We start from the raw sequence: 23034 nt of genomic DNA, 5'->3' as shown, positions 1-23034 counted from the left end.
CATGGCGTTCCTGGCGTTCTTCCTGTTCCTGATCCTCGCGGCGGTCGCCCTCGGGCTCATCGGCGCGGTGGTCAAGGGGCTCTTCTACCTCCTGATCATCGGCGTCGTGGTCTTCGTGGCGACTCTGCTGCTCTCGGGTCTTCGCTGGTCCCGCCGCTCCCACCGGCACATCGTCCGGTGAGGCCGCCGCGGTGGCGCGCCGTAGTGGGGCGCGCCCCCAGCGGTTCGGGTCAGCCGCGTTCGCGCTGGTAGGCGGCCAGGAGAAAGAGCCAGATCTCGCTGACGGTCGGGAAACAGGCGACCGCGTGCCTCAGCCGTTTCAGCGGCACCTCACCGGCGACCGCGACGGTCGCCGAGTGCAGCAGCTCGCTGACCCCCGGCCCGACGAAGGTCACTCCCAGCAGAACCTCCCGGTCCTCGTCGACGACCAGCCGGGCGTGGCCGCGGTAGCCGTCGGCGAAGAGGTTGGCCCCCTGGGCCGCGTTGAAGGGCACGTCGACGATTCTGACGCGGTGGCCGGCCCGGGCCGCCTGCTCGGCGCTCAGGCCCACCGCGGCTGCCTCGGGATCGGTGAAGAAGACCTGGGGCACGGCATGCTGGTCGGCGGTGGTGGCGTGGTCGCCCCAGGGCGCGTCGTCCAGCGGGCGGCCGGCGGCGCGGGCGGCGATGGCGTCGCCGGCGGTGCGGCCCTGGTACTTGCCCTGGTGGGTGAGCAGGGCACGGTGGTTGACGTCCCCGCAGGCGTACAGCCAGTCACCGTGGACCTCGCGAACCAGGCAGGTCGTGTCGACGTCCAGCCAGGATCCGGGGGTCAGGCCGACCGTGTCGAGGCCGATGTCGTCGGTGGCGGGCGTCCGGCCGGTGGCGAACAGGACCTCGTCGGCCTCCACTTCGCTGCCGTCGTCGAGGGTGAGCGTGACGGGCGCTTGCGGTTGCGGGCGTCGCAGCGCGGTCACCTGCCGGCCGATCCGCACGTCCACACCCGCCTCGGTGAGTCCGCGTTCCAGCAGCTCACCCGCGAAGGGTTCCATCCGGGGCAGCAGGGCACGGCGGGCGAGCAGGGTGACCTGGGAGCCGAGGCCCTGCCAGAGCGTGGCCATCTCGACGCCGACCCCGCCGCCGCCGACGATCACGAGGCGCGCGGGCACGCTGCTGGAGTCGGTGCCGTGGCGGTTCGTCCAGGGCCGCGCCTCCTGGATGCCCGGCAGATCCGGCAGGGATGGCCGGCTGCCGGTGGCGATGACGACGGCATGGCGGGCCGTCAGGGTCTGGCGCGCGCCGTCGTCCCGGGTGACCGTCACCCGGCGGGGGCCGTCGAGCCTGCCCTGCCCGCGGAACACCTCGGCGCCCATGGCCTTGACCGCTTCGGCCTGCCCGCTGTCGTCCCAGTCGGTGACGTAGTGGTTGCGGCGGGCGAAGACCCGTTCCGTGTCGATCCGGCCGGTCACGGCCTGCCGGGCGCCGTCCACGCGGTGGACGTCGGCCAGGGCGATGACCGGCCGCAGCAGCGCCTTGCTGGGGACACACGCCCAGTAGGAACACTCGCCGCCGACGAGTTCACGCTCCACTAGGGCCACGGAGAGGCCGCCCGCGCGGGCGCGGTCGGTGACGTTCTGGCCGACCGGGCCGGCACCCAGCACGATCACGTCATAGGTGGCGGTACCGGCTTCCTTGTTTCCCGCTGCTTCGCTCATGTCTCCCTCGCATCCTGGTCAGGGCCGCCCGGCACGGCCGCGCGGCCTCGTGCGGATCGGCGGATGCGACCCGGGGGCGCCCGTGGCCCGCGTTCCCGAGCGCGGACTCCGGCGCATGGGCCGCTGACCGGGAGACCGGCGGTCAGCCGCGGCCCGGCGGAGCGCCAGACGCCTCCGCGCGCATCCCGGGTCATGTAACCGCGCGGTGTCCGCCGACCACGGCAGCCCGGCCCCATGCCTCCCGAAGAGCGCGGATACGTGCCACATTCGGCCGTACGAGGGCGCCTTGCCCGGTCCGCGCCCCGTCAGCGGCCCGGCCCCTCTCCATACGGGACGGGGAGGGGCCGGGCGTCTGCGCGGACTTCGGTGAGGCGGCGTCAGCCCTGGCGGGCCTTGAAGCGCGGATTCTTCTTGTTGACGACGAAGACCACGCCCCGGCGGCGCACCACCTGGGCTCCGGGCCTGGACTTCAGAGAGCGCAGGGACTTGCGTACCTTCATGGCTGTCTTCTCCTCTCGTACGCCGTTCGGCCGGCTGTCAGCGCTGGGCCGGGGCCGTGCGGCCGTAGCGGCGCTCGAAGCGCTCCACCCGGCCGGCGGTGTCCACGACGCGGGAGGTGCCGGTGTAGAACGGGTGACTCGCCGACGAGATCTCGACGTCGACCACCGGATAGGTGTTGCCGTCCTCCCACTCGACGGTCCGCGTCGAGCGGGCCGTCGAGCGGGTCAGGAACGCGGCGTTCGCGGCGCGGTCGCGGAAGACCACGGGCCGCAGTTCGGGGTGGATGCCAGTCCTCATGGGAGTGTCCTTTCTCATGGCCGTTCGTGTCGGTCCCGTGGCCGTCGGTGGGCCGGCCGGGACGTGAGGGTTCAGCGTTCCTCGCGGAAGAGGACGTGCTGGTCGGCCACCGGGTCGTACTTGCGCAGCACCAGCCGGTCGGGGTGGTGCTGACGGTTCTTGCGCGTCACATAGGTGACGCCGGTACCGGCCGTCGACTTCAGCGTGACGACCGGGCGTGCGTTGCTGCGTGCCATGAGGTCCTCCCTTCACCCACACCCGCGATCTTGACTCGCGCATGTCAGCTACGTGCTCTGTAACAGCAACCCCCGCCCTCGCATTCCCGGCGACTCGGCGGACGGGGCGAGGCAAGCGCGGCGACGCCGCGCGGCGTATGTGTGTCCGTCGCCGGGGCATCCGGATGTCCGGGAGGTCGAGATGAACACGAGCGCGATGACCGAGGGCGGCCGGACACGGGCCGGGCGCGCGGCGAAGGGCTCGCTGACGCGGGGCGCCGCCCGGGCGGGCCTGACCGCGTGCGGGGTGATCTATCTGCTGGTCGGCATCCTGGCGCTGCGGGTCGCCTTCGGCGACAGCCGCCAGCAGGCCGACCGCAGCGGTGCCCTCGCCGAGATCTCGCACGAGCCGTTCGGCGCCGTGCTCCTGTGGGCCCTGGGCATCGGACTCGTCGGCATGGCGCTGTGGCGGCTGTCCGAGTCGCTGTTCGGCGCGGCCGGGCCCGACGGCCGCAAGGCGACGAAGCGGCTGTCGGCCCTGGCCCGGTGTGTGTTCTACGGGTGCGTCGCCTTCTCGGTGCTGTCGTTCGCCGCGGGCTCCGGCGACGGGGGCCGGTCCAGCGACCAGCAGTCCCGGGACGTGACGGCCAGGGCGCTGGGGATGCCCGCCGGGCAGTGGATCGTCGGGGCCGCCGCGATCGGCATCGTCGTGGCGGGCGTGTGGGTCGCCGTCCAGGCCGTTCGGCGCGCCTTCCACGACCAGCTGAGGCTGGGCGAGATGTCCCCGAGGACCCGGCGGCTGGTGGACATCACCGGCGTCGGCGGTGGCACGGCACGGGGACTGGTCTTCGCCGCGGCGGGGGGCTTCGCGGTGCGCGCGGCGCTGGACTACCGGCCCGACCGGGCCAAGGGACTGGACGACACGCTGCGCTCGTTCGCCGGCACACCCTTCGGACCGTGGCTGCTGGCGCTGGTCGCCGCCGGGCTCGCCCTGTTCGGCCTGTTCTCCTTCGCCGTGGCCCGGTGGGGCAGGTTCTGAGCCGCCGCCGCCCGAGCCGCGGAGCCCCGGCTGCCCGTCACGGAGGATGACCGGCGCTTACCCTCGGTGACGGGCGTGGAGAGGAGCGGTGATGGAGGAGCACACGGAGCCGGGGGAGAGTCCGGGGCGGGCCATGCGGATCGCGGTGGTGGTGCTGGTGGCCGCGTCCGGTGCGGTGGAAACCATCTCGTTCACCGCGCTCGACCATGTCTTCGCCGGTGTCATGACGAGCAACCTGGCCCTGCTGGGCATGGCGATCGGCCACGGCGGCGGTACGGGAGTCGCCTCCGCCCTGCTGGCCCTGGCGGGGTTCGGGGCGGGCGCCGGGCTGGTCGCCTGGGTGACCCACGGCCGAACGGGCGTCGCCACGCACTGGCCCCCGCGGGTGATGTTCTGCCTGATCGGCGAGGCCGTGCTGCTCGCGGTGGGAGCGGGGTTCTGGGCGGCCTCGGGCGGCGCGCCCGCGGCGGTGGCCCGGGACGTCCTGCAATGCGGCGCGGCGGTGGCCATGGGCGGGCAGGCCGCGGCGATGGTGGCCGCGGGGCGGGCCGCCGCTCCCACCACCTATCTGACCGGCACGCTCGCCACCTACATCGTGCGCGGCGCCGGACGGGCGCGGCCCGACGGCTGGGTGCCCGCCCGGCTGGGAGCGCTCATCGCCGGTGCGGCGGCCGCCATGGCGTTGCGCAAGGCGGCACCCTCGTGGGCCGGGGCGCTCCCCTTCGTGCTGGTCGCGGCCGCCACGCTCATCGCGGCCCGGCCGCTGTTCCTGCACCGGTCGGCGGCGGCTGCACGACGGACGTAGGCGACGCGCCGGGGCATGACACCGGCGTGGCCCTCGGCGTTCGTCGCCGTCCGCAGCGGCCGCGGGCGGCCCCGGGGCCCGGCAGGGCCTCACAGTGCCGTGGGCCGCGTCGGCGGGGCCTGAAGGGCCACCACGGCCTCACTCGTGTACACCAGGAAGGTCAGCGTCTCCTGGAAGTACAGCCGTACGCTGTTCTCGTCGTGCGACAGATAGCCGATCGACAGGTCCTGCCCCATGCGAAGTTCGAAGTCGCCGCCCCGGGTGGACAGCAGGAAGGCTCCGTCGATGGCGGGCGCCCACACGATGTCGCCGTCCAGGAGCCGGGCCATGTGATCGATGACCGGATAGCCGTAGTCGGAGGTCTCGCTGACGGCGGTGTACGCCTCCGCGCTCAGGGCCAGGGTGTATGCGCCGCCCACACCCGCGAGCCGCAGCGCGCTCACCGCCTGGCTGACGGCGTTGGGGTACTCGGGCACCCCCTCGGGCAGGACCAGGGGCGGATTCGAGGAGCTGTCGCGCAGGCCGGCGATGCCCGCTGCCGCGTAGCCCTCGAACACCGCCCGGTCCTCCGCGTAGGCGATCCGGCGGGCGGCGTCCTTGACCGGTTGCCAGTCGGCGTCCTTGGCTCCGCGGGCGACGTCGTCGACCTGCCGGCGGTCCACGGTGAACGGAACCCGCAGTTCGACGAGCGGCTGGACGAGGCGGGTGTGGGCGATGACCCCCTCGGCAGGGCCGTCGACCGCCTGGAGGTGTCCGGTGCCCACCCCGGACAGCTCGGAACCGCCGGGCTCGGGGACATCGACGATCCGGCGGGCCGCCACATGGCGCCGAAACGTGCGGCTCGCCTCCTCCTCCAGATCGGCCCAGGCCTCGGCGGAGACGGGCGCCAGTTCGCGGTGCAGGTTGTTCATCGGCCCAACCGCCCTTCAAGGCTGCGTTTCATGACTGCCCTTCAGGTCACCGATCCCGAGGGAACCGTCCCGCACCCGCACCGGCACGGGGGGCACGGTGTCGCTCCCCTCGTCGCCCTCGTCCCGGGCCGCCTCGGCCTCGTACGCCGACGGGCCGGACGCCTCATGCGGCGTACCCGCCTCACCTGACACGGTCGCGCCGGGCGGATCGGGCAGGTCGTCCAGGAAGTCGCTGGTGGGGACGTAGAACAGCGATCCGGTGATCGCGGTGGAGAAGTCCAGGATCCGGTCGTGGGTCGCGGGCGGCGCGCCCAGGAACATCCGCTCCAGCATCCTCTCCGTCACCGTCGGGGTGCGGGCGTACCCGATGAAGTAGGTGCCGAACTCGCCCTTCCCGACGGTGCCGAAGGGCATGTTGTCGCGCAGGATCTCGTGCTTCGTACCGTCGGGATCGACGATCGTGTTCAGCGCTACATGCGAGTCGGCCGGTTTGACCTCGTCGTCCAGCTCGACATCGGAGAGTTTCCGGCGGCCGACGACCAGCTCCTGCGCCTCCACCGGAAGGGCGTTCCAGGCGTCCAGATCGTGGAGGTACTTCTGGACGATGACATAACTCCCGCCCGCGAAGGCGGGATCCTCGTCCTCGATCAGCACGGCCGCGTGCGCCGCCGGGCCCCGGGGGTTCTCCGTTCCGTCGACGAAACCGAGCAGGTCACGCACATCGAAGTACTTGAACCCATGCACCTCGTCGCGCACCGTGACGGCGTCCCGCAGCCGTTCCATGATCTCGGCGGCCAGCGCGAAGCACAGGTCGAGCCGCGCGGCGCGGATGTGGAAGAGCAGGTCGCCGGGTGTCGACACGGCACGGTGGACGGGCCCGGACAGTTCCCGGAAGGGATGCAGTTCGGCCGGGCGCGGGCCGGCGAACAGACGGTCCCACGCCTGGGAGCCGATACCCACGACGCAGCTCAGCCTTCCGTCCGGCTCGGCCCGGAAACCGACGGCCCGTTGCAGTCCGTTCAGGTCGGCCAGCACATCCCGCACCGCCGGCTCGCCCCTTGGGTCGATGGTCGTCACCAGGAAGATCGCCGCTGTGGTCAACGGGGACAGCACCGGCTGGGGAACGGGATTCCGGGGGTGCTCGGCCATAGGCCACACCTCTTCCCAGCGGCCGCGAGCGGGGCGCCGGGGCGCGGCCGAAGCTCGGCACCGGGTTCGTGCGGGCACCACACCGACGGCCGGGTGCGATAGCCGCCCGGCCGACCGGCGTGCGGGCCTGACGGACAACGTTCTTTCACTCTAGGGCGGCCACCGCGCCCTCTGCCACCGCGGCGCCCCGGCCCACGGCGCGGTCGGCGGGGGCGGGTGGCCCCGGTGCGCCGCGGTCGCGCAACTCCTGTCCGTTGTGCCGCGGATTGCCCGCGCCGGTCAGTCACGGGCTCCGGAAGGCCGGGGGCGGAGAAAGGACTCCAGGGCTCCGGCCAGTCCGGTGGCATCGGTGCCGATCTCGCGATAGGCGTGCGACAGGCGGAGGAGAGCAGTTGCCGCAGGCCTTGTCCGGTGAGACGGAGCTCCCTGGCGACCACCGCCACCGGGTGGCTGCGGGCGGTGATTTCGGCGGCCCTGACCTCCTGGGCGGTGAGCGTGTCCGTGTGCGCGTAACGCAGGGGCAGCGGCCGTAGCCCCGCCGTGGAGGCCCATCTCACGGATCACGCCCCGGCCGGCGAGGGCACCGGTCGGGGCGTGAAGCGGGCGGCGCCGGGCATGGGAGTCCACGACTCCGGCAGCCGGCATCCGGTCAGGGGCCCGGGTGGCAGCGGCCGGGCCCCTGGTCCTATGCGGCGAGGGCGTGGCCGGGGTGCAGGACCACCTTGGTGTAGCCCTCGACCCTCTTGTCGAACTTCTCGTACGCCTGCGGCGCCTGATCGAGCGGCAGCTCATGGGAGACCACGAAGCTGGGCCTGGCACGACCAGCGATGATCATGTCGCGCAGCTGGCGGTTGTACTGCTTGACGTTGCACTGACCAGTGCCCATCTGCTGACCCTTTTCGAACATCTTGCCGATGGAGACCAGCAGCTGGCCGTGCTTGGCGTGGTCATCCGGGCCGCCCGGGTCGGAGGGCACATACAGGCCCGGCACACCGAGCATGCCGGTCGGCCGTACGGTCTCGACGAGCGCGTTGAGGACGACGGCGGGCTCCTCGTGGCTGGCGTCGTGCGCCTGGGCCTGGTAGCCGACGGCGTCCACGCCCTTGTCGGTCCCCTCGCCGTTCGTCTGGGCCTTGATCTGCTCGGCCGGGTCGCCCTGAGTGAAGTCGATGGGGATGGCCCCGATCTCCTCCGCCTTGGCGAGCCTCTCGGGCACCCGGTCGACACAGAACACCTTCGACGCACCGCGCAGCAGGGCGGAGTAGGCGGCCATCAGCCCCACCGGGCCCGCTCCGTAGACGGCCACGCTGTCGCCGGTGGACACCCGGGCGAGTTCGCACCCGTGGTATCCGGTCGGGAAGATGTCGGCGAGCAGCACGAAATCGTTCTCGAACTCGCGTCCAGGCGGCAGCTTCAGGCAGTTGAAGTCCGCGAAGGGCACCCGCAGCCGCTCCGCCTGACCGCCCTTGTACGGGCCCATCGCCACATATCCATAAGCCCCGCCCGCGAAGCCGGGATTCACCGTCAGGCAGAAACCGGTCTTGCCGGCCAGGCAGTTCTTGCAGAACCCGCAGGCGACGTTGAAGGGCATCACGACGCGGTCCCCCTGCGACAGGGAGACCACACCGCTGCCGAACTCCTCGATGATGCCGAGGTTCTCGTGGCCGAAGACGATGCCCGACTCGGCAGCTGTGCGGCCCTCGTACATATGCAGGTCCGAGCCGCAGATCGCGGTCGACGTGACGCGCACGATCACATCGTTCGGATGCTCGATCTGCGGATCGTCGACCTCCCGCACCGTCACTTTGAAAGGCTTCTCGTAGACGACGGCTTTCACCTGGGTCACCTCCGCGTCGCACGCCGGCACGGCCGCGGCGACAGTCGGGGCGCTACCGGGCACACGGGAAGCGCGGGCCACCGGTCCGTCGCGGGCCACCGGTCCGTGCCGTGGCCCCTGGGCGCTCTCGTTCCCACCGCCGGGCTACTTCCAGGTAACGCCCGTGCGGCACGGGCCGCAACCCACACCGGGCGCGCCCGTCCCTGTCGTCTCCGGCCCGTGGTCCACGGCGTCTCGGGGCATGTTCGGTGCCGTCTCCGGCGCCCGTTCAGGAGCGCTGTGGACTCGGCTCCTGGGCGCCGGGGCCCGAGCCGTTGCGCCGTCCCGGGGCCGTGTCCCAGGCTCCGCCGGCGGCCAGGGCGCTCGCCAGTCCCACGCTGCCCGCCCCGATGAGCGCCACGCCGACCGCCTCGGGCAGCACCCGGAGCCCGAGGCCGATGTGCTCCTCGAACAGCACCCAGCCCAGCGCCACGCTGGTCAGCGCGTCCCCCAGGGTGAGAGCCGGCTGCGACGCCGACAGGGAGCCGGCCCGCAACGCGCTCTGGAGCAGCAGGAAGCCGACCGTTCCGGCGACGATCCCGGCGTAGGGCGGCCACTGCGTCAGCACCACGTCGACCCCCTGCCCGAGGTGCCCGACGACCTCCTTCATGAGCGCGGCGGTGGCGGCGAACGACACCGCCGACGCCAGGCCGAGCAGCACCGCGCGCGGCGCTCCCGCCACCAGGAGAGCCGCCCCGAGAAGCACCACCACGGCGCACAGCACCGCTCCCCCGGTCACCGCCCAGCGGCCCGCCACGGCCGTGGTCCGCCCGGCCGAGGGAGCCGCCGCCCCCAGGAAGAGCGCGAGGCCGGCAGCGAGCGCCGCGAACGCCAGCCAGGTGCGGCGGTTGGGGCGCCGGTGGAAGACCACGCTGCCGACCATCAGGGTGAACAGCAGTTCGCCGGCCAGCAGGGGTTGGACGACGGAGAGGCTGCCGACGGCCAACGCGGAGGCCTGAAGCACGGTGGACAGCACCAGCAGACCGGTGCCCGCCAGCCAGTGCGGTCGCCGCAGCACCTGGGCGAGCCAGCGGACGGCCTGCCGGATCCCCCGGCCGCCCTCGGCCTGGTCCGTCGCCGCCCGCCGCTGCAGAACGGAGGCCGAGGCATTGGAGAGCGCGGTGAACAGCGCGAGTACGACGGTGAGGACGCTCACCCGCACTCACCCGTACCTGGCGGCCAGCCGCCGGTACAGGCCTGGCGCCACGCCGCGCACGCGGGCGGGCAGACGCAGCCAGCCGGGGACGTAGACCTCGTCCCGGCCGCGGACCACGGCCCGCCAGACGGCGTCCGCGACACGCTCGGCCGGCACCGGCCGCGGCCTGGTACGCCGGTAGGGAACGCCCCGGCGGTCGAAGAACGGGGTGTCCACCACCCCCGGGATCACCAGGGTGATGCCCACGCCGGTCCCCCGCACCTCGTAGCGCAGGGCGTCGGCGAAGGTGGCGAGCGCGCCCTTGGCGGCGGAGTAGACGGCCTCGCCGCGGACGCCGACGGTGCCCGCGAAGGAGCCGATGATCACGATCCGTCCGGAGCCGGCGTCGACCATGTGCGGGAGCAACTGCCGTACCAGGCGCATCGTGGCGAGCGCGTCGACCTCGATCACCTCGGCGATGGCGGACGGGGGCATGGTGGTGAAATCACCCGCCCAGCCGACGCCGGCACCGGCCACCAGGAGGTCCACCCGGCCCACGCGTTCGAGCGCGAACTCGGCCAGCCGCCGGTCGGCGCCGGGCCGGGTGAGGTCCGCGGGGAAGACGGCGGCCGACACCTGGGCGGCGACACCCGTGAGCCGTGGCACGTCACGGCCGTTCAGCACCATGCTCCAGCCCCCCTCGGCGGCCAGCCGGCCGGCCACGGCGGCGCCGATCCCGGAGGACGCGCCGGTCACGAGCGCCGTGCCCCCGTTGACCGCCCGGCGGCCGGGCCCCCGACGGCCCGGGCGTGTGCTCGGGCCCGGCGCGGCCACGGTCGGGTCGGGGACGGAGGGGGCATGGGACATGGCGGCTGACCTCGACTGCGACGGCGAACACCGGATGGGCGGGCGGGACGCTACTGCTCCAGGGTTCCGGCCGGAGTGGGGCGGGTACCCGCCCGCCTCACCCCGAAGCGCGGAACGTGTGGATGTGTGGGGACGACCATGGAAAGGGACAATCGGTACCGATGCCTGTATTTTTCCCTGCTCGGCGACGGCAGGCGACGCGAACGATCGCCGCCGCTCCCCCGGCGGCCGGTCAGCGGCGCGGTCCATGAGCGCGCCGAGGCGGCTGCTGATCGTCAGCGCGAGCATGGGGTCCGGGCACGACACGGTGGCCACGGAACTCGCGCGCCGCGCCACGCAGTACGGCCATCACGCCCAGGTCGTGGATGTCCTGGGCCTGTTGCCGTACGGCCTCGGGCCCGGGCTGCGGGGCTTCTACCGATCGTCCGTACGGCACTACCCCTGGGCGTACGCCGCCCTGTACCGCACGTTTCTGCGCCGTGGGAACGGCCGCCGTCCGAGCGGCGTGCCGTTGGCCCGTCTGGCCGCGGGCCGCCTGCGGGACCTGGCGGACCGCACCGGGGCCGATGTGGTGGTTCCCGTCTTCCATCTGGCCGCGCAGCTCACCGGCCACCTCAGATCCCGGGGACTGCTCGCGGTGCCCAGCGCCGTCCTGGTGATCGACTTCGCCGTTCACCGGCAATGGCTCCATCCGGGGAACGACACGTATCTCTGCCTGACGGACGAGGCCGCGCGGGAGGTGCGCCAGGACATCGCCGTGCCCGCCGAGGCGCCCGGCGCGGTCGTCGCCCCCGCGTTCCTCGCCCCGGCCCCCGGGGCGGCCCGGTGGTCCGACTGGTTCACCCGGCACGGCCCGGGACGCCCGCCCGTCCTGCTCTCCGCGGGGGCCTGGGGCGTCGGCTCGCACCTCGCCGCGACCGCCGCGCTGCTGGCCGGGCACGGTTACCTGCCCGTGGTGCTGTGCGGCCGGAACGTCAGGCTTCGCAGCGGGCTGGCCGGGGTGCCGGGCACCGTCGCCCTGGGCTGGGTGTCCGACATGCCGGGTCTGTTGGGTGCGGCCCGCGCCCTGGTGGACAATGCCGCCGGGCAGACGGCCATTCAGGCCCTTGCCGCGGGGCTGCCGGTGGTGGGCTACCGCCCGTTGCCGGGACACGGCGCGGACGGAGTCCGACGGATGGCCGCACTCGGCCTCTCGGAGCTCGCGGCGGACGGCGCCGGACTGCTCGGCTCACTGGGCCGGCTCACGTCGGCCGGTTCCGAGCGGGAAGGCAGGATCGCCCAGGGGCGCACCCTGTTCCGCGACGACGTCCTCACCCGGGTGCTCGCACTCTGTGGTGCGGCCGCCGCTTGAGTGCACCGGTGCCGTACCGGACCTGCCCGGATGTGCGGCAGGTACGGCGGGCCGTGCTGGGGCGACCGGTGCGCTCAGGGCGGCGGTGGCGGGTCGTGTGCCGGGGTGGCCTCCGAAGCGGCACGACCGGCTCCCCGGTCGGGGCCGCGCCGTCGGCCTTGCCGACTCACCGCCGACTCACCGACGCGTGCGGTTGGCCATACCGATCGTCAGGCCCATCGCGGCCAGCCCCAGCAGGAGCGTCACCGCGCCGACCACGCAGTTGTTCCAGATGACGCCCGCCCGAGCGCCGTGAGCGGCAGTGACCACCCAGGGCGAGATCACCAGCCAGGCTCCCAGCGGAACGGCCAGCCACGCCAGGCGGAGCATCCGTTCCGGGATCATGGCCAGACCGACGCCGATCAGGGCGACAGTCAGGCCGACAATCAGGTTGTTGACAGTGAGGTTGGGCTCAGCCTTTGAAAAGTGCACGACCCAGGGCGATATGGCGGCGTAGACGCCCGCCAGCAGGATCAGGCCCTCGATGACGACCGCCTTGCCGGAAGCCGCACGCTCGAACCGTTCCCGCATTTCGGCTATCTCGGGGTGTGTGCCCATCTCACTGGAGTGATGCGGATACGACATCGCTGCCGTCCCCTCTCCACGAGTGCTGTAGTGCTCTCTGCCCTTGTACAAGATTCCCCCATTCGGGGGGTTTACGCGACTTTCGCACTCTTTGCCGAGATAAGAGCCATGTGTCTGTACGGCGGCCCTCCGACGCCCTAGGGTGTAGCGCGCCGGTCGACGGCCACGCAGACCGGAACCCCGGCCCGATTCCGGCGGGCCGGGGTTCTCGTTCTGCGGAACGAGGCGAGTGAGTGTCACTTGCCGCCGTTGTTGTAGTCGTAGTCGTAGTCGTTGTCGTTGTCGTTCTCGTCGTGGTCGCCGTGGTTGTGGTCCTCGTCGAAACGGTGCACGATCCGGATGCTGGCCACCACGCCGTGCCTGACCCTCACGCCATCGCGGACGCGGCGGGGGAAAAGGCCGTTGCTGGAGCTGTGCGGGCCGACCGTGGCGATGGGCGCGCCGTTGTCGCACGTCGCGCCGTTGAAGACCTCGACCAACTTCTTGCTGTCGTTGCGAACGTTGAGGCTGTTGGCCCCGAGGCCGCTGACGACCGTGATGCAGCTGGACTCGTGGGGGGAGTACTCCCGCTCGTTGACGAAGATGCGGCCCTCGCCCTTGTGGTGGTGCTCGTGCTCCTCGCCACCCTCGTGGCCCTCGTGGCCCTTGGAGTTGTCGTTGTTGTTGTTATTGTTGTTGTTGTTTCCGTTGCTCCCCTGGGGGGCGGCGATGGCGGCGGCCTGGGCCGGCTCGGAGGCGGCGGAGGCGTACGTGATGCCGGTGGCCACCAGGGCCGCGCCGGCCGCGACGGCCGCGGTAACAGCGATGGAACGCGTTGCCATGTCACTTCTCCTGTTCTCAGACACGTCGGCTGTGAACCGATGCGTGATTGAAAGTACATATCGGATTGAGTCGTGTCATAGAGGACATACCGACAATATGAGGATGAATCCGATTGGAGCAGTGGCGCCGCTGACGCCCCGTCATCTCGAGGGGGACAGCGGCACCTGCGCCCCTGCGCGGAGTCCGGTCGGCCAGGCTCCGCACAGGACCGTGGAGAAACCTGCCAGGGCGTCAATTTGCCTGGATTGATCGATAGTTGACGTCAGACGGCCCGTCAGCCGGCTTCTCGCCTGAGGAGTTTCCGTGTCGCGCCCTTCGGGGTGCGGCGTGCGCCGCCCGGCCGGGCGGGCGGTGCGGCGGGCGCCGCCCGGCACGCGCTCGAGGCCCGGACCGACACGCGGTGGCCGCTCGTTGTGCGAGGCCGGTCGCGGTCTGCCGTTCGGCCGTCTTCCGGTGGCGTCCGTCCCGGGGCGGCGGCTTGCTGGTGCCAAGGTCCGGCGCGGAGGAAGCGAGCACCCATGGAGACGACGGAGCCGAGGCAGCAGGCACTGCAGACCCCACGGGCCGCCGGGCTGGCAGGGGTCCTCTTCGCGCTCCTGCTCACGGCGGTCATCGTGCTGATCCGGCTGGGCATCCCCGAGGGCGCCAACGCGCCCTCCCCTGATGCCTCGGCCGATTCCGTCCGGCGCAGCGCGGTACGGGCGGCGCTCGCGCTCGTCCCGTTCGCCGGGATCTTCTTCCTGTGGTTCGTCGGCGTCGTGCGGACTCATATCGGACAGGCCGAGGACAAGTTCCTCGCCACCGTGTTCCTCGGCAGCGGACTGATCTTCGTGGCCACGCTGTTCGAGGCCGCCGCGGCGGCCTCGGCCGTACTGGACACCACATCACCGTCCCGCGGCGCCCCCGGCGGGCCCACATGGGCCTACGGCCGCCACTTCGCGTACACGCTGATGATCGACTACGCGATGCGGATGGCGGCGGTCTGCACCTGCTCCCTGTCGGCGATCGCGTACCGCATCGGCGTGCTGCCGCGATGGCTCGCCCTGCTGGGCTTCCTCACCGTCCTGACGCTGCTCTTCGTCGCGACCGCCGTTCCCTGGTCCGAGCTGGTGTTCCCGGCATGGGCCCTGCTGGTCAGCGCCCACATCCTCACGGTGTGGGGCCGTTCCCTGCCCGGCACCCCGGCGGTGGCCTGAGGCGAGGCGCGGGACCGGGGAACAGCCACTCTTCGGGGCCGCCGCGCGCACACCGGCTCCGGTCCCTCCTTCAGCCCACCCCGCGCACACCCGCCCCGTCCACTCCTTCAACCCACCCCGCGCACACCGGCTCCGGTCCCTCCTTCGGCCCGCTCCGCGCACATCGCCCCGCTCACTCCGTCGGCCCGCCCCGCGCGCACCGCCCCGCTCACTCCTTCAGCCCACCCCGCGAGCGCGGGCCCCGGCGGGTCTCCGATGCTGGCGTGGGGAGATGACCGCCGTCCGGGGGCCCACGGAGCGTGCGGCACCCAGCGGACCTGGCCGCCGGAAGGGGCACAGTGGTGATGAGGCTTGTCGTCGATCTGAACAGATGCCAGGGCTACGCGCAGTGTGCGTTTCTGGCGCCGGGCGTCTTCACCATGCACGGTGAGGAGTCCCTGGTCTACAACCCACGGCCCGAGGAGGAGCACCGGGACAGGGTGGCGCGCGCCATGGCCGCCTGCCCGGTGCAGGCCATCCTGGCCGAGGGAGTGGACGGCGAGGCCGATCCTCCGGCCTGGACCGGCCAGGAGGCGTCCCATGACTGCTGACGACCATCTGGCATGGCTGCGGCGCGAGGGCCGGATCGTGATCGTGGGGGCCTCGCTGGCGGGCCTGCGGGCTGCCGAGACACTGCGCGGCGAGGGCTTCACCGGCTCACTGACCATGATCGGGGACGAGCCGTACGAGCCGTACGACCGCCCGCCGCTGTCGAAGGCGGTCCTGCTGGGCAAGGCCTCCCCCCGGGACACCGAGCTTCCCCGGCGCCGGAACATCGACGCCCAGTGGCGCCTCGGGGTCGCGGCGACCGGCCTCGATGTGTCGGCCAAGCGGGTGCGGCTGGCGGACGGCGACGAGGTGGAGTACGACCGGCTGCTCATCGCGACCGGGGTCCGCGCCCGGCCCTGGCCCAAGGAGTCGGAGGCCCGGCTCGACGGCGTCTTCGTGCTGCGGACCCGTGATGACGCGGTAAGGCTGGAGCGGCGGCTGCGGGCCTCGCCACGCCGTGTGCTGGTCATCGGCGCCGGTTTCACCGGGTCGGAGATTGCCTCCGCCTGCCGGGATCAGAACATCCCGGTCACGGTGGCGGAGCGCGGGGACGGACCCCTGGTGGGCGCGCTCGGCGGAGTGATCGGCGCGGTGGCGGCGGAGCTGCACCGCGAGAACGGCGTGGACCTGCGCACCGGCGTCATGGTCACCGCCCTGGAGGGCGACCCCGCGGGCCGGGTGAGGGCCGCGCATCTCTCGGACGGCGGTGTCGTCGAGGCGAACGCGGTGGTGGTGTCGCTCGGCGCGACCCGCAACACCGAGTGGCTGGCCGGATCGGGGCTGGGCGCGGGACCCCGGGGCATCGCCTGCGACGCGGGCTGCCGGGCCTTCGACTTCCGGGGCATCGTCACCGACGACATCTACGTCGCGGGCGATGTGGCACGGTCCCCGCACCCACTGTTCGGCTACCAGTTCCTGTCCCTCGAACACTGGGGCAACGCCGTCAGCCAGGCCGAGGTCGCCGCGCACAACATGATCAGCGCCAGCGCCGACCGGCGCCCGCACATCTGGGTGCCCGCGTTCTGGTCGTCGCAGTTCGGCGTGAACATCAAGTCGGTCGGCGTCCCCTCGATGGGCGACGAGATCATGATCACGCAGGGGTCGCTGGCCGAGCGCCGCTTTGTCGGGGCATACGGCTACCAGGGGCGGGTCATCGCCGCCGTGAGCTTCGACAACACCCGGTGGCTGGACTTCTACCAGCGGCAGATCGAGACGGCCGCGCCCTTCCCGGTGGAGTTCCCGACGGTGGACCGCCGTCCCGAGGGCCGGCGCCCGGTCCCGTCCGACTTCCCCGACCCCTCCCTGCCGAGCCACGGCCCGACGGTGACCTTGAGCGGTTACTCGCCGACCGACCGGCGGCTGGTCTTCACCCCGGCCCACCACTGACCGACAGCCGCCCTGACCTCACGCCCAGAGGAGCCCTCATGCCGCACCGCTCGCTCCTGCGCCAGATCACCGACTACGCCAATCGCGCCAACCCGTATCCGCTGTACGAGGAGCTTCGGAGGACCCCGGTGCTGCACGAGGAGGACGGCGGCCCTTACCTCGTCAGCTCCTACTGGGACATCCTCAACCTGCTCCACGATCCGAGGATCAGCTCCGACGCCGCCAACCTCGCCGCCGCGGGCGCCGACGAGATGGGCGGGGCGGCGGAGACGGGGCTGCCCCCGAGCTTCATCCGGCAGGACCCCCCGGAGCACGACCGGCTCCGCCGGATCGCCAACCGCCCCTTCGGTCCCCCGCACAGCCCCCACAAGATCGAAGCGATGCGCGGCGACCTCGCCGAGATCGTCTCCGCTCTGATCGACGGCTTCGGAGAGTCCCGCGAGATCGATGTGGTCGATCAGTTCGCGTATCCCTTCCCGGTGACCGTGATCTGCCGGCTGCTCGGTGTGCCACGTGAGGACGAGCCGCGCTTTCGCACCTGGGTGGACCCGATCGTGGCGAGCCTCGACCCGGACACCGGCGGGCAGGACGCCGAGCGCAGGCACGCGGCGCACGAGGCACGGATGCATCTGGGTATGTACCTCGCCCAGCTGGTCGAGCAGCGCAGCAAGGAACCCACCGGGGACATGCTGTCCGAGCTGGTCACAAGCCACGGCCCGGACGGCCCCATGACGACGATGGAGGTGCTCAGCACCTCGGTGCTCCTGTTGATCGCGGGCCACGAGACGACCGTCAACCTGATCACCAACGGGATGCTCACCCTGCTGCGCCACCCGGAGTACCTCGAGAGGCTGCGCGACGACCCGAGGCTGGCCGTCAACATCGTGGAGGAGCTGCTGCGCTACGAGCCACCGGTGCAACTCGTGCCGCAGCGGACCTGTATCGCGGACATCGAGCTACGCGGGATCACCATCCCGAGGGGATCGAGGATCTGGCTGGTGCTGGCCGCGGGCAACCGGGACCCCGAGCGCTTCAGCGACCCCGACCGGTTCGACCCCGACCGCGGGGACATCCAGCACCTGGGCTTCGGGAGCGGCATCCACATCTGTTTCGGTGCGCCACTGGCACGGCTGGAGACCCAGATCGCCCTGTCCGAACTGGCCCGCCGTCTCGACAACCCCCGCCTGCTGGAAGACCCTCCCCCCTACCGGCAGAACGCGGTGCTGCGCGGCCCGCGCCACCTGCGGATCAGCTTCGACGGTCTGCGTCCTTGACCCGCGCACCGCATGCCGCATGCTCGAGCGGTCGTCCCCGGCCCGGCCCCGACCGGCCACACCACGGCGCCCGTCGCCCCGACGCGCGGCGGCGTCTCGGCCGCCCGGAGGCGGGCGAGACGCCGCGAGCGACGGCCTCAGCCGATCGCACCGGGGTCACCGGGCCGGATGCGTCCACGCCAGGCTCCGGATTCGTCGCCGCGCTCTTCGATGAACTCCTTGAAGCGCCGGAGGTCTCCCTTGATGCGCCGGTCGATGACGCCCAGGGTGTCCGCGGTCCGCTCCGCGGCTCCGGCGGGTTCGACGTCCATCACCAGCTCCACCCGAGTGTGCGTGTCGTCCACGCGCTGGAAGCTGACCATGCCCTTCTGCCGGGTGTCGCCGCTGGTCGTACGCCAGGCGATCCGCTCGTCGGGGAGCTGGTCGACGATCTCGGTGTCGAACTCCCGCCGGATGCCGCCGATCTTGGTGGTCCAGTGGTTGTGGCGGTCGTCGAGCTGCCTGACCTCCTCGACGCCCTCCATGAAGTTCGGGAACTGCTCGAACTGGGTCCACTGGTTGTAGGCGGTGCGGACGGGGACTTCGACCTCGACCGTTTCCTTGACCGTGCTCATCTGCGCCTCCTTGTCGGCTGATCGACTGCGACCGGCTGGGGGCCGGCCGCTGGGATCTTGCTTCGTGCGAGTACCCGGCAAGGACCTGTTTACGGCTGTGACGCCCCCGTCCGCCGACGGGCACGGGCCACCCGGTGGCCGTGCGCCCGTCCGCGAGGCAGGGTGGTAGGCATGGGTTTCCGGCAGTGGGCGGTCGCCGGGCTGCGGGAGTCGTGGCAGTCGAGCCATGCCCTCCTGCTGTTCCCCGTCGCGCTCATCATCGCGATCACGGTGGTGGACATCCACTCTCCCGAGACCGTCCATCTGGGACCCGCTCTCGTGATCGCGCCCGCGCTCACGCCCTCTTTCGCCGGGCCCCGGCTGACCGGCCTCATCGGGGCGCTGGCGGTGGCGGCGCAGGTCGTCATCGCCGCCCTGCACGGCGGACTGGGCACCACCAACCACGTCGTGCAGATCCTCACCCTCCTCCTGCTGTCGGTGATAGTCGTGGTCTACTGCGCCGTCCGGGACCGGCGGCGTGAACAGCTCGCCCAGGTCCGGTCGGTGGCCGAGGCCGCACAGCACGTCCTGCTGTGGCCGCTGCCGGAGAACATCGGCCCCCTGAGGGTGGCCTGCCTGTACCTGGCGGCCGAGGACGAGGCGCAGATCGGTGGCGATCTGTACGCCGCCACCCGGGCCGACGCCAGAGTGCGCATCCTGATCGGCGACGTACGCGGCAAGGGTCTCTCCGCCATCGGCGAGGCCGCACTGCTGCTCGGCGCCTTCCGTGAGGCGGGCCACCGGCAGTCGTCCCTGCCGGATCTGGCCGCCACGCTGGAGCAGAGCGTGACCCGCTATCTGGCGGACTTCGAGCCGCCCGAGGAGCTGGGCGAACGCTTCGCCACCGCGCTGCTGATGGAGATCCCCGACGGGGACCCGATCACCCGCATGACCAGCTGCGGGCATCCTCCGCCGCTCCTGCTCAGCCCCGGTCACGCGGTCACCGTGCCGAGCGTGCACCCCGCACCCCCGATGGGGATCGGCTCGGCGCACCCGGGGGACTACCACCTGGACGTGTTCTCCTTCGAGCCCGGCGACACCCTCCTGCTCTACACCGACGGCGTCATCGAGGCACGGGACACCGCCGGCCGCTTCTATCCGCTGGCGGAGCGCGCGGCCCAGTGGACCGAGGAGAGCCCCGAGACGCTGCTGCACCGCATCCGCCGTGACCTCCTCGTCCACACCGGCGGACACCTGGACGACGACGCCGCGCTCATCGCCCTCCACCGGACTCCCACCATCCACCACGGCCGCCCGTACCAGCGGATCATCCACGCCGACGGCTTCCGTCACCGCCCCCAGAACCAGCCGCAGGACCGGTGACCGGTATCGGCGGGCGGGAACGGCCGGGAGCAACCCTCCGGCCCCGCCCTCTCCGTCCGCCGTACGGCGGTCCTGGGCGCCCTCAGAGCCCCAAGGGGTGGTACCCGCAGGGGTGGCGCCGGGGCCGGAGCGGCCGTGGGGCGGCCCCCGAGGGGCATGCCCCGCACGGATCAGCTCCTTCGCCCTGCGGAACTCTCGTCGCCCGTGATGTCGCCACGGGCGCGGATCCGGGCGAGCTTGGCGAGTTCGTCGACGCTGCGGTCGGTGCCCACGGCATCCGGCGTCGGACCTCACCCGGGACGGGTGAGCGGGCGCGGTCCGCCGTCACTCCGGCAGTCGGCGCATTTCCATGACGTGCAGTCCGAGCGACTGGAAGCGGGCCAGCAGCTCGTAGACATGCGACTGGTCGAGGACGGGGCCGAACAGGACGGTCTGGCCGCATATCGTCACGTGGTCCAGTTCCGGGAAGGCCTGGGTCAGCGTGTCCGACATCTGCCCGTCGACACGGATCTCATAGCGCATGAGCGGCTCTCTCGCGGATGGCCTGGGGGCGGGCGAAGTGCGCCCCTCCCGAGATCGTCCGCCCTTGCGCGTCCCCGCACCTCACCTGGGGCAGGTGAACCGTCCCGGAGCGCCACCCGCTGCCGCACGGGAGGCTTCCCGCCGCCGAACGCACGGGTCCGCCCCATGCCGTCAGTCCTTCAGAGCGATCTTGAACACGATGATGAGCAGACCGATCACCAGGTTGATCGCGGCGGAGACGACCACGAGGCGCCAGGAGGCGCCGGAATGGCGTGCGGCGGCGGCCGACCAGCCCATCTGCCCGGCCACGGCCACGGCCAGCGACAGCCAGACCGCGCCCCGCAGATCCAGGCCGAGAAGGGGGCTGACGGCGACCGCGGCGGCCGGCGGGACGGCGGCCTTGACGATCGGCCACTCGTCACGGCACACGTTCACAACGGTCCGGCGGTCCCGGGTCGGCTGCGCCAGGTGGGCGCCGAAAAGCCGGGCGTGCACATGCGCGATCCAGAACACCACGCCGGTGCTCAACAGCAGCAGCACCAGCTCCCCCCGCGGCGGCGGGCCGTGGGTGCCGGCGCCGACCGCCACCGAGGCGGCGAGCAGGGAGCCGTAGATCCCACCGGTGTAGTCGGCATGGGCTCGGCGCTCGGCGATGCGCGCCCGGGCGTCGGCGTCGTCCGCCTTGGACCTGCGTCGCATGGGGGATGACCTTCCTGATCGCTCTGCCTCACCGTGCCGAAGCGCCGGACTCATCATGCTGAAGCGCCTGAATAACCGAATATCAGACATGCGAGGCGAGGGCGCGCACGAGGCGCCGATGTCCCGGTGGAGTCAGTGAGGCGCCCTGCCGGCCCGGGGGCGCCCGGCCCCACCGATGCAGCGCTCGAACGTGAGCGCGCTCCGTTCCGCCCGGAAAACGACGACCGGGCCATGATCGCATCGGGAAAAGCCGAAGCTCCACGCGAACGTCCAGACGAAAATCACACATTGGTATCGGACATATCGCACTTCAATCTTCACGCCAGCCACACAAGTTGGCTAAGTTGACGGCTAGGCCAAGCGACTCCCTCCGGCGAACCTCGCCGGGTTGCACGGCCTCCGCCGAATCCGGTGAACCTTGACCACCGCCGGAACCGGGGACCCAACCGACCACGGGGTGAATCGGCCAACTGCCCGCAGGGGCACGGGCCGTAGGGCACACCTTCCGGATCCGTCCGCCCGAACCCGACAGCTAACCCGGTAGGCGGAGCACGGAAGGAGTACGACCCCCATGGCGCCGGAGCGAACCCCGGGCCCCGGAGGCTTCGGCCTCCCCGGCATGCGCAGGTTCACCGAGGACGACGGGCCGAGCCGCGACGAGGTCCGGCAGCGGATCCACAGCCTGTACGACCGGGCGGAGACCGACAGCGGAACCTTCAACGCGACCCGCGCGGCGGCGACGGGGATGCCGAGGCGCGCCAACCCGGTGCTCGACAAGGAGCGCCGACGCGCCGATCCCGTGGTCGACGACGTGGCCCGGCAGTGGTTCGAGTCGGCGCGCCTGCGGCTGGGCCCGACCGTTCCGGCAGCACTGCCGCGCGACAGGATGCCGGACAGTCCGGCCCCGGCCGGGTCATCGGGCCCGGCGAGTGCTCCGGGGACCGACCTCGTCCTGCGCGAGCCGGGCCTGGCCGAGCGGCCCGTCCGCGAGCTCACCGCCGGGCCGGCCACGCGTCCCGTGGCGGAACTGACCGCCACCGTCGCCCAGCCGGCCGCGCGTCTCGCGGCGGAGCCGACCGCCGGCCCCGTGGCCGCGCTGCCCGCGGCCCCGCAGAAGCGGCCGGGGATGCCCCAGGTCCCGCCCGCGGGCGCCGTCGAGTCGGGGTCGTCCACCCCCAGGACCGCCAAGGAGCGCACCCGGCAGAAGCTCGGCGCGTCCCGTGACCTGCTGGCCCGGCACGCCGCGCGGCAGGCTTCGGCTCCCCTGGCGATCGAGTCCCCGCCCGCGACGGACGCGATGGACACCGGGCGCACGGCGGAGGGGCAGGACGGCCGTACGGTCCAGGAGGCCTGGCGGCGCCAACAGCCCTCCGCCTTCGGCCTGGACGTTCCGGCGGTCTCGCCAGGCGCCGGCCCCTCCGCCACCGTCCCGGCGACTCCTTTTGTCACGGACACGCTGACGGACGCGCTGACGGCCCCTCAACTGCCTCCCGCGCCCGACCCGTTCCTCGTGACCCGTCAGGCGTTCCCGACCACGGAACCCTTGCCCGCCGCGCCCCAACTCCCCACGACGGAAGCGTTCCCCACCGCCCCCCAGCCCTTCCCCACCACGACCGAACCGTTCCCCACCACCACCGAACCGTTCCCCACCACGACCGAACCGTTCCCCACCGCCGAGACCTTTCCCGGCACCGGGCTCCCCCTCGGTATCGGCGGCACACAGGAGCCGGGGTACGACACGAAGTCCGCGAAGGCGGTCACCTTCGCCCGTGCGCAGATCGGCAGGCCGTGTCTGTGGGGCGCGGCCGGACCCGAGTCGTACGACGCCGCCGGTCTCACGCAGGCCGCCTGGAAGGCCGCCGGGGTGACCCTCCCGCGTGCGGCCCGCGACCAGTCGGCGGTCGGCACGGCGGTTCCCCTCGCCGACATCCAGCCCGGTGACCTCGTGTTCTTCAACCCGGACTCCGGCCATGTCGGCGTCTGCACCGGAAACGGCATGATGATCCACGCCCCGGGTCCGGGCGCCTTCATCCGCGAGGAGGCGGTCCTGTACGCCGGTGAGGCGGCGATCCACAGTGTGATGCGGCCCGCGTGACGCCACCGGGGG

24 protein-coding genes and 1 riboswitch are annotated in these 23034 nt (G+C 72.3%); of the genes, 10 read left to right on the top strand and 14 right to left on the bottom strand.

Annotated elements, in window-relative coordinates:
• Position 1 precedes the first annotated feature (1 nt).
• Positions 2 to 181, top strand: coding sequence for a hypothetical protein (locus ACIP94_RS24455; protein WP_402429375.1), 180 nt, complete (start codon positions 2 to 4; stop codon positions 179 to 181).
• Positions 182 to 230: 49 nt separating this feature from the next.
• Here ACIP94_RS24455 and ACIP94_RS24450 read toward each other — a convergent pair whose 3' ends face one another.
• The 4 genes from ACIP94_RS24450 to rpmG form a co-directional block, all read right to left on the bottom strand.
• Positions 231 to 1694 (bottom strand): dihydrolipoyl dehydrogenase family protein, encoded by a 1464-nt coding sequence (locus ACIP94_RS24450; RefSeq protein WP_402429372.1) that lies wholly within the window; start codon positions 1692 to 1694, stop codon positions 231 to 233.
• Positions 1695 to 2071: 377 nt separating this feature from the next.
• Complete coding sequence (ykgO, locus tag ACIP94_RS24445) at positions 2072 to 2194, bottom strand: type B 50S ribosomal protein L36 (RefSeq protein WP_020132570.1); 123 nt, start codon at positions 2192 to 2194, stop codon at positions 2072 to 2074.
• Between the two features lie 37 nt (positions 2195 to 2231).
• The gene (locus tag ACIP94_RS24440) at positions 2232 to 2492 is read right to left on the bottom strand and encodes a type B 50S ribosomal protein L31 (RefSeq protein ID WP_402429368.1); all 261 of its coding nucleotides are present in this window, start codon (positions 2490 to 2492) and stop codon (positions 2232 to 2234) included.
• Between the two features lie 71 nt (positions 2493 to 2563).
• Positions 2564 to 2728: a 50S ribosomal protein L33 gene (gene rpmG, locus ACIP94_RS24435; RefSeq protein WP_402429364.1), complete on the bottom strand. Its 165-nt coding sequence runs from the start codon at positions 2726 to 2728 to the stop codon at positions 2564 to 2566.
• Between the two features lie 181 nt (positions 2729 to 2909).
• On the opposite strand from rpmG, the gene ACIP94_RS24430 reads away from it, so the two are divergent.
• Together ACIP94_RS24430 and ACIP94_RS24425 are read left to right on the top strand one after the other, a co-directional pair.
• Positions 2910 to 3746 carry a DUF1206 domain-containing protein gene (locus tag ACIP94_RS24430; protein ID WP_402429361.1) on the top strand — a complete coding sequence of 279 codons (837 nt, stop codon included), beginning with the start codon at positions 2910 to 2912 and terminating at the stop codon, positions 3744 to 3746.
• Between the two features lie 91 nt (positions 3747 to 3837).
• Complete coding sequence (locus ACIP94_RS24425) at positions 3838 to 4551, top strand: DUF1275 family protein (RefSeq protein WP_402429358.1); 714 nt, start codon at positions 3838 to 3840, stop codon at positions 4549 to 4551.
• A gap of 89 nt (positions 4552 to 4640) precedes the next feature.
• Here ACIP94_RS24425 and ACIP94_RS24420 read toward each other — a convergent pair whose 3' ends face one another.
• The 5 genes from ACIP94_RS24420 to ACIP94_RS24400 all read right to left on the bottom strand — a co-directional run bounded on the left by ACIP94_RS24420 (position 4641) and on the right by ACIP94_RS24400 (position 10489).
• Entirely contained in the window at positions 4641 to 5462 is an 822-nt protein-coding gene (locus tag ACIP94_RS24420; RefSeq protein ID WP_402429355.1) for a family 1 encapsulin nanocompartment shell protein, read from the bottom strand.
• 15 nt (positions 5463 to 5477) lie between these two features.
• Positions 5478 to 6611, bottom strand: coding sequence for a Dyp-type peroxidase (locus ACIP94_RS24415; RefSeq protein WP_402429352.1), 1134 nt, complete (start codon positions 6609 to 6611; stop codon positions 5478 to 5480).
• Positions 6612 to 7296: 685 nt separating this feature from the next.
• Positions 7297 to 8448 carry a glutathione-independent formaldehyde dehydrogenase gene (locus ACIP94_RS24410; RefSeq protein ID WP_402429697.1) on the bottom strand — a complete coding sequence of 384 codons (1152 nt, stop codon included), beginning with the start codon at positions 8446 to 8448 and terminating at the stop codon, positions 7297 to 7299.
• 268 nt (positions 8449 to 8716) lie between these two features.
• Positions 8717 to 9643 carry a DMT family transporter gene (locus ACIP94_RS24405; protein ID WP_402429349.1) on the bottom strand — a complete coding sequence of 309 codons (927 nt, stop codon included), beginning with the start codon at positions 9641 to 9643 and terminating at the stop codon, positions 8717 to 8719.
• A gap of 6 nt (positions 9644 to 9649) precedes the next feature.
• On the bottom strand, positions 9650 to 10489 hold the full coding sequence (locus ACIP94_RS24400; protein ID WP_402429346.1) for an SDR family NAD(P)-dependent oxidoreductase: 840 nt from the start codon (positions 10487 to 10489) through the stop codon (positions 9650 to 9652).
• Positions 10490 to 10736: 247 nt separating this feature from the next.
• Between ACIP94_RS24400 and ACIP94_RS24395 the strand changes: the two genes are divergently transcribed.
• On the top strand, positions 10737 to 11840 hold the full coding sequence (locus ACIP94_RS24395) for a galactosyldiacylglycerol synthase (RefSeq protein WP_402429343.1): 1104 nt from the start codon (positions 10737 to 10739) through the stop codon (positions 11838 to 11840).
• 177 nt (positions 11841 to 12017) lie between these two features.
• Here ACIP94_RS24395 and ACIP94_RS24390 read toward each other — a convergent pair whose 3' ends face one another.
• Both ACIP94_RS24390 and ACIP94_RS24385 read right to left on the bottom strand, forming a co-directional pair.
• Positions 12018 to 12464 carry an SPW repeat protein gene (locus ACIP94_RS24390; RefSeq protein ID WP_402429340.1) on the bottom strand — a complete coding sequence of 149 codons (447 nt, stop codon included), beginning with the start codon at positions 12462 to 12464 and terminating at the stop codon, positions 12018 to 12020.
• A 236-nt stretch (positions 12465 to 12700) separates the two neighbouring features.
• Positions 12701 to 13285 carry a hypothetical protein gene (locus ACIP94_RS24385; RefSeq protein ID WP_402429337.1) on the bottom strand — a complete coding sequence of 195 codons (585 nt, stop codon included), beginning with the start codon at positions 13283 to 13285 and terminating at the stop codon, positions 12701 to 12703.
• Positions 13286 to 13804: 519 nt separating this feature from the next.
• Between ACIP94_RS24385 and ACIP94_RS24380 the strand changes: the two genes are divergently transcribed.
• The 4 genes from ACIP94_RS24380 to ACIP94_RS24365 all read left to right on the top strand — a co-directional run bounded on the left by ACIP94_RS24380 (position 13805) and on the right by ACIP94_RS24365 (position 17730).
• On the top strand, positions 13805 to 14482 hold the full coding sequence (locus ACIP94_RS24380) for a hypothetical protein (protein ID WP_402429334.1): 678 nt from the start codon (positions 13805 to 13807) through the stop codon (positions 14480 to 14482).
• 344 nt (positions 14483 to 14826) lie between these two features.
• Positions 14827 to 15072, top strand: coding sequence for a ferredoxin (locus tag ACIP94_RS24375; protein WP_402429332.1), 246 nt, complete (start codon positions 14827 to 14829; stop codon positions 15070 to 15072).
• Positions 15062 to 16456, top strand: a complete 1395-nt coding sequence (locus ACIP94_RS24370; protein WP_402429328.1) for an NAD(P)/FAD-dependent oxidoreductase — start codon at positions 15062 to 15064, stop codon at positions 16454 to 16456. The genes ACIP94_RS24375 and ACIP94_RS24370 overlap by 11 nt, the downstream gene beginning before the upstream one ends.
• Positions 16457 to 16494: 38 nt before the next feature.
• On the top strand, positions 16495 to 17730 hold the full coding sequence (locus ACIP94_RS24365; protein WP_402429325.1) for a cytochrome P450: 1236 nt from the start codon (positions 16495 to 16497) through the stop codon (positions 17728 to 17730).
• A gap of 137 nt (positions 17731 to 17867) precedes the next feature.
• Here ACIP94_RS24365 and ACIP94_RS24360 read toward each other — a convergent pair whose 3' ends face one another.
• Positions 17868 to 18344: an SRPBCC family protein gene (locus tag ACIP94_RS24360; RefSeq protein ID WP_402429322.1), complete on the bottom strand. Its 477-nt coding sequence runs from the start codon at positions 18342 to 18344 to the stop codon at positions 17868 to 17870.
• Positions 18345 to 18515: 171 nt separating this feature from the next.
• On the opposite strand from ACIP94_RS24360, the gene ACIP94_RS24355 reads away from it, so the two are divergent.
• The gene (locus ACIP94_RS24355) at positions 18516 to 19706 is read left to right on the top strand and encodes a PP2C family protein-serine/threonine phosphatase (protein ID WP_402429319.1); all 1191 of its coding nucleotides are present in this window, start codon (positions 18516 to 18518) and stop codon (positions 19704 to 19706) included.
• A 324-nt stretch (positions 19707 to 20030) separates the two neighbouring features.
• Here ACIP94_RS24355 and ACIP94_RS24350 read toward each other — a convergent pair whose 3' ends face one another.
• Together ACIP94_RS24350 and ACIP94_RS24345 are read right to left on the bottom strand one after the other, a co-directional pair.
• Entirely contained in the window at positions 20031 to 20228 is a 198-nt protein-coding gene (locus ACIP94_RS24350) for a hypothetical protein (RefSeq protein WP_402429316.1), read from the bottom strand.
• A gap of 171 nt (positions 20229 to 20399) precedes the next feature.
• On the bottom strand, positions 20400 to 20927 hold the full coding sequence (locus tag ACIP94_RS24345) for a hypothetical protein (protein ID WP_402429313.1): 528 nt from the start codon (positions 20925 to 20927) through the stop codon (positions 20400 to 20402).
• Between the two features lie 390 nt (positions 20928 to 21317).
• Positions 21318 to 21490, top strand: a riboswitch (cyclic di-AMP (ydaO/yuaA leader).
• An 8-nt stretch (positions 21491 to 21498) separates the two neighbouring features.
• Here ACIP94_RS24345 and ACIP94_RS24340 point away from each other — a divergent pair.
• Positions 21499 to 23022 (top strand): NlpC/P60 family protein, encoded by a 1524-nt coding sequence (locus tag ACIP94_RS24340; RefSeq protein ID WP_402429309.1) that lies wholly within the window; start codon positions 21499 to 21501, stop codon positions 23020 to 23022.
• The last annotated feature ends 12 nt before the right edge of the window (positions 23023 to 23034 follow it).

The organism is Streptomyces sp. NPDC093261, from assembly GCF_044753645.1.
Lineage (GTDB): Bacteria > Actinomycetota > Actinomycetes > Streptomycetales > Streptomycetaceae > Streptomyces.
The sequence above is the reverse complement of the archived record's forward strand: the minus strand, read 5'-3'. Positions and strand labels throughout refer to the sequence as shown.

Bases quoted from the DNA above. Each gene is read 5' to 3' on its own strand.
- ACIP94_RS24420 (WP_402429355.1), bottom strand. From the start codon at position 5,462: ATGAACAACCTGCACCGCGAACTGGCGCCCGTCTCCGCCGAGGCCTGG.
- ACIP94_RS24340 (WP_402429309.1), top strand. From the start codon at position 21,499: ATGGCGCCGGAGCGAACCCCGGGCCCCGGAGGCTTCGGCCTCCCCGGC.
- ACIP94_RS24375 (WP_402429332.1), top strand. From the start codon at position 14,827: ATGAGGCTTGTCGTCGATCTGAACAGATGCCAGGGCTACGCGCAGTGT.
- ACIP94_RS24440 (WP_402429368.1), bottom strand. From the start codon at position 2,492: ATGAGGACTGGCATCCACCCCGAACTGCGGCCCGTGGTCTTCCGCGAC.
- ACIP94_RS24370 (WP_402429328.1), top strand. From the start codon at position 15,062: ATGACTGCTGACGACCATCTGGCATGGCTGCGGCGCGAGGGCCGGATC.
- ACIP94_RS24385 (WP_402429337.1), bottom strand. From the start codon at position 13,285: ATGGCAACGCGTTCCATCGCTGTTACCGCGGCCGTCGCGGCCGGCGCG.
- ykgO (WP_020132570.1), bottom strand. From the start codon at position 2,194: ATGAAGGTACGCAAGTCCCTGCGCTCTCTGAAGTCCAGGCCCGGAGCC.
- ACIP94_RS24360 (WP_402429322.1), bottom strand. From the start codon at position 18,344: ATGAGCACGGTCAAGGAAACGGTCGAGGTCGAAGTCCCCGTCCGCACC.
- ACIP94_RS24415 (WP_402429352.1), bottom strand. From the start codon at position 6,611: ATGGCCGAGCACCCCCGGAATCCCGTTCCCCAGCCGGTGCTGTCCCCG.
- ACIP94_RS24390 (WP_402429340.1), bottom strand. From the start codon at position 12,464: ATGTCGTATCCGCATCACTCCAGTGAGATGGGCACACACCCCGAGATA.
- ACIP94_RS24380 (WP_402429334.1), top strand. From the start codon at position 13,805: ATGGAGACGACGGAGCCGAGGCAGCAGGCACTGCAGACCCCACGGGCC.
- ACIP94_RS24400 (WP_402429346.1), bottom strand. From the start codon at position 10,489: ATGTCCCATGCCCCCTCCGTCCCCGACCCGACCGTGGCCGCGCCGGGC.
- ACIP94_RS24365 (WP_402429325.1), top strand. From the start codon at position 16,495: ATGCCGCACCGCTCGCTCCTGCGCCAGATCACCGACTACGCCAATCGC.
- ACIP94_RS24425 (WP_402429358.1), top strand. From the start codon at position 3,838: ATGGAGGAGCACACGGAGCCGGGGGAGAGTCCGGGGCGGGCCATGCGG.
- ACIP94_RS24395 (WP_402429343.1), top strand. From the start codon at position 10,737: ATGAGCGCGCCGAGGCGGCTGCTGATCGTCAGCGCGAGCATGGGGTCC.
- ACIP94_RS24455 (WP_402429375.1), top strand. From the start codon at position 2: ATGGCGTTCCTGGCGTTCTTCCTGTTCCTGATCCTCGCGGCGGTCGCC.
- ACIP94_RS24345 (WP_402429313.1), bottom strand. From the start codon at position 20,927: ATGCGACGCAGGTCCAAGGCGGACGACGCCGACGCCCGGGCGCGCATC.
- ACIP94_RS24430 (WP_402429361.1), top strand. From the start codon at position 2,910: ATGAACACGAGCGCGATGACCGAGGGCGGCCGGACACGGGCCGGGCGC.
- ACIP94_RS24350 (WP_402429316.1), bottom strand. From the start codon at position 20,228: ATGCGCTATGAGATCCGTGTCGACGGGCAGATGTCGGACACGCTGACC.
- ACIP94_RS24450 (WP_402429372.1), bottom strand. From the start codon at position 1,694: ATGAGCGAAGCAGCGGGAAACAAGGAAGCCGGTACCGCCACCTATGAC.
- ACIP94_RS24355 (WP_402429319.1), top strand. From the start codon at position 18,516: ATGGGTTTCCGGCAGTGGGCGGTCGCCGGGCTGCGGGAGTCGTGGCAG.
- rpmG (WP_402429364.1), bottom strand. From the start codon at position 2,728: ATGGCACGCAGCAACGCACGCCCGGTCGTCACGCTGAAGTCGACGGCC.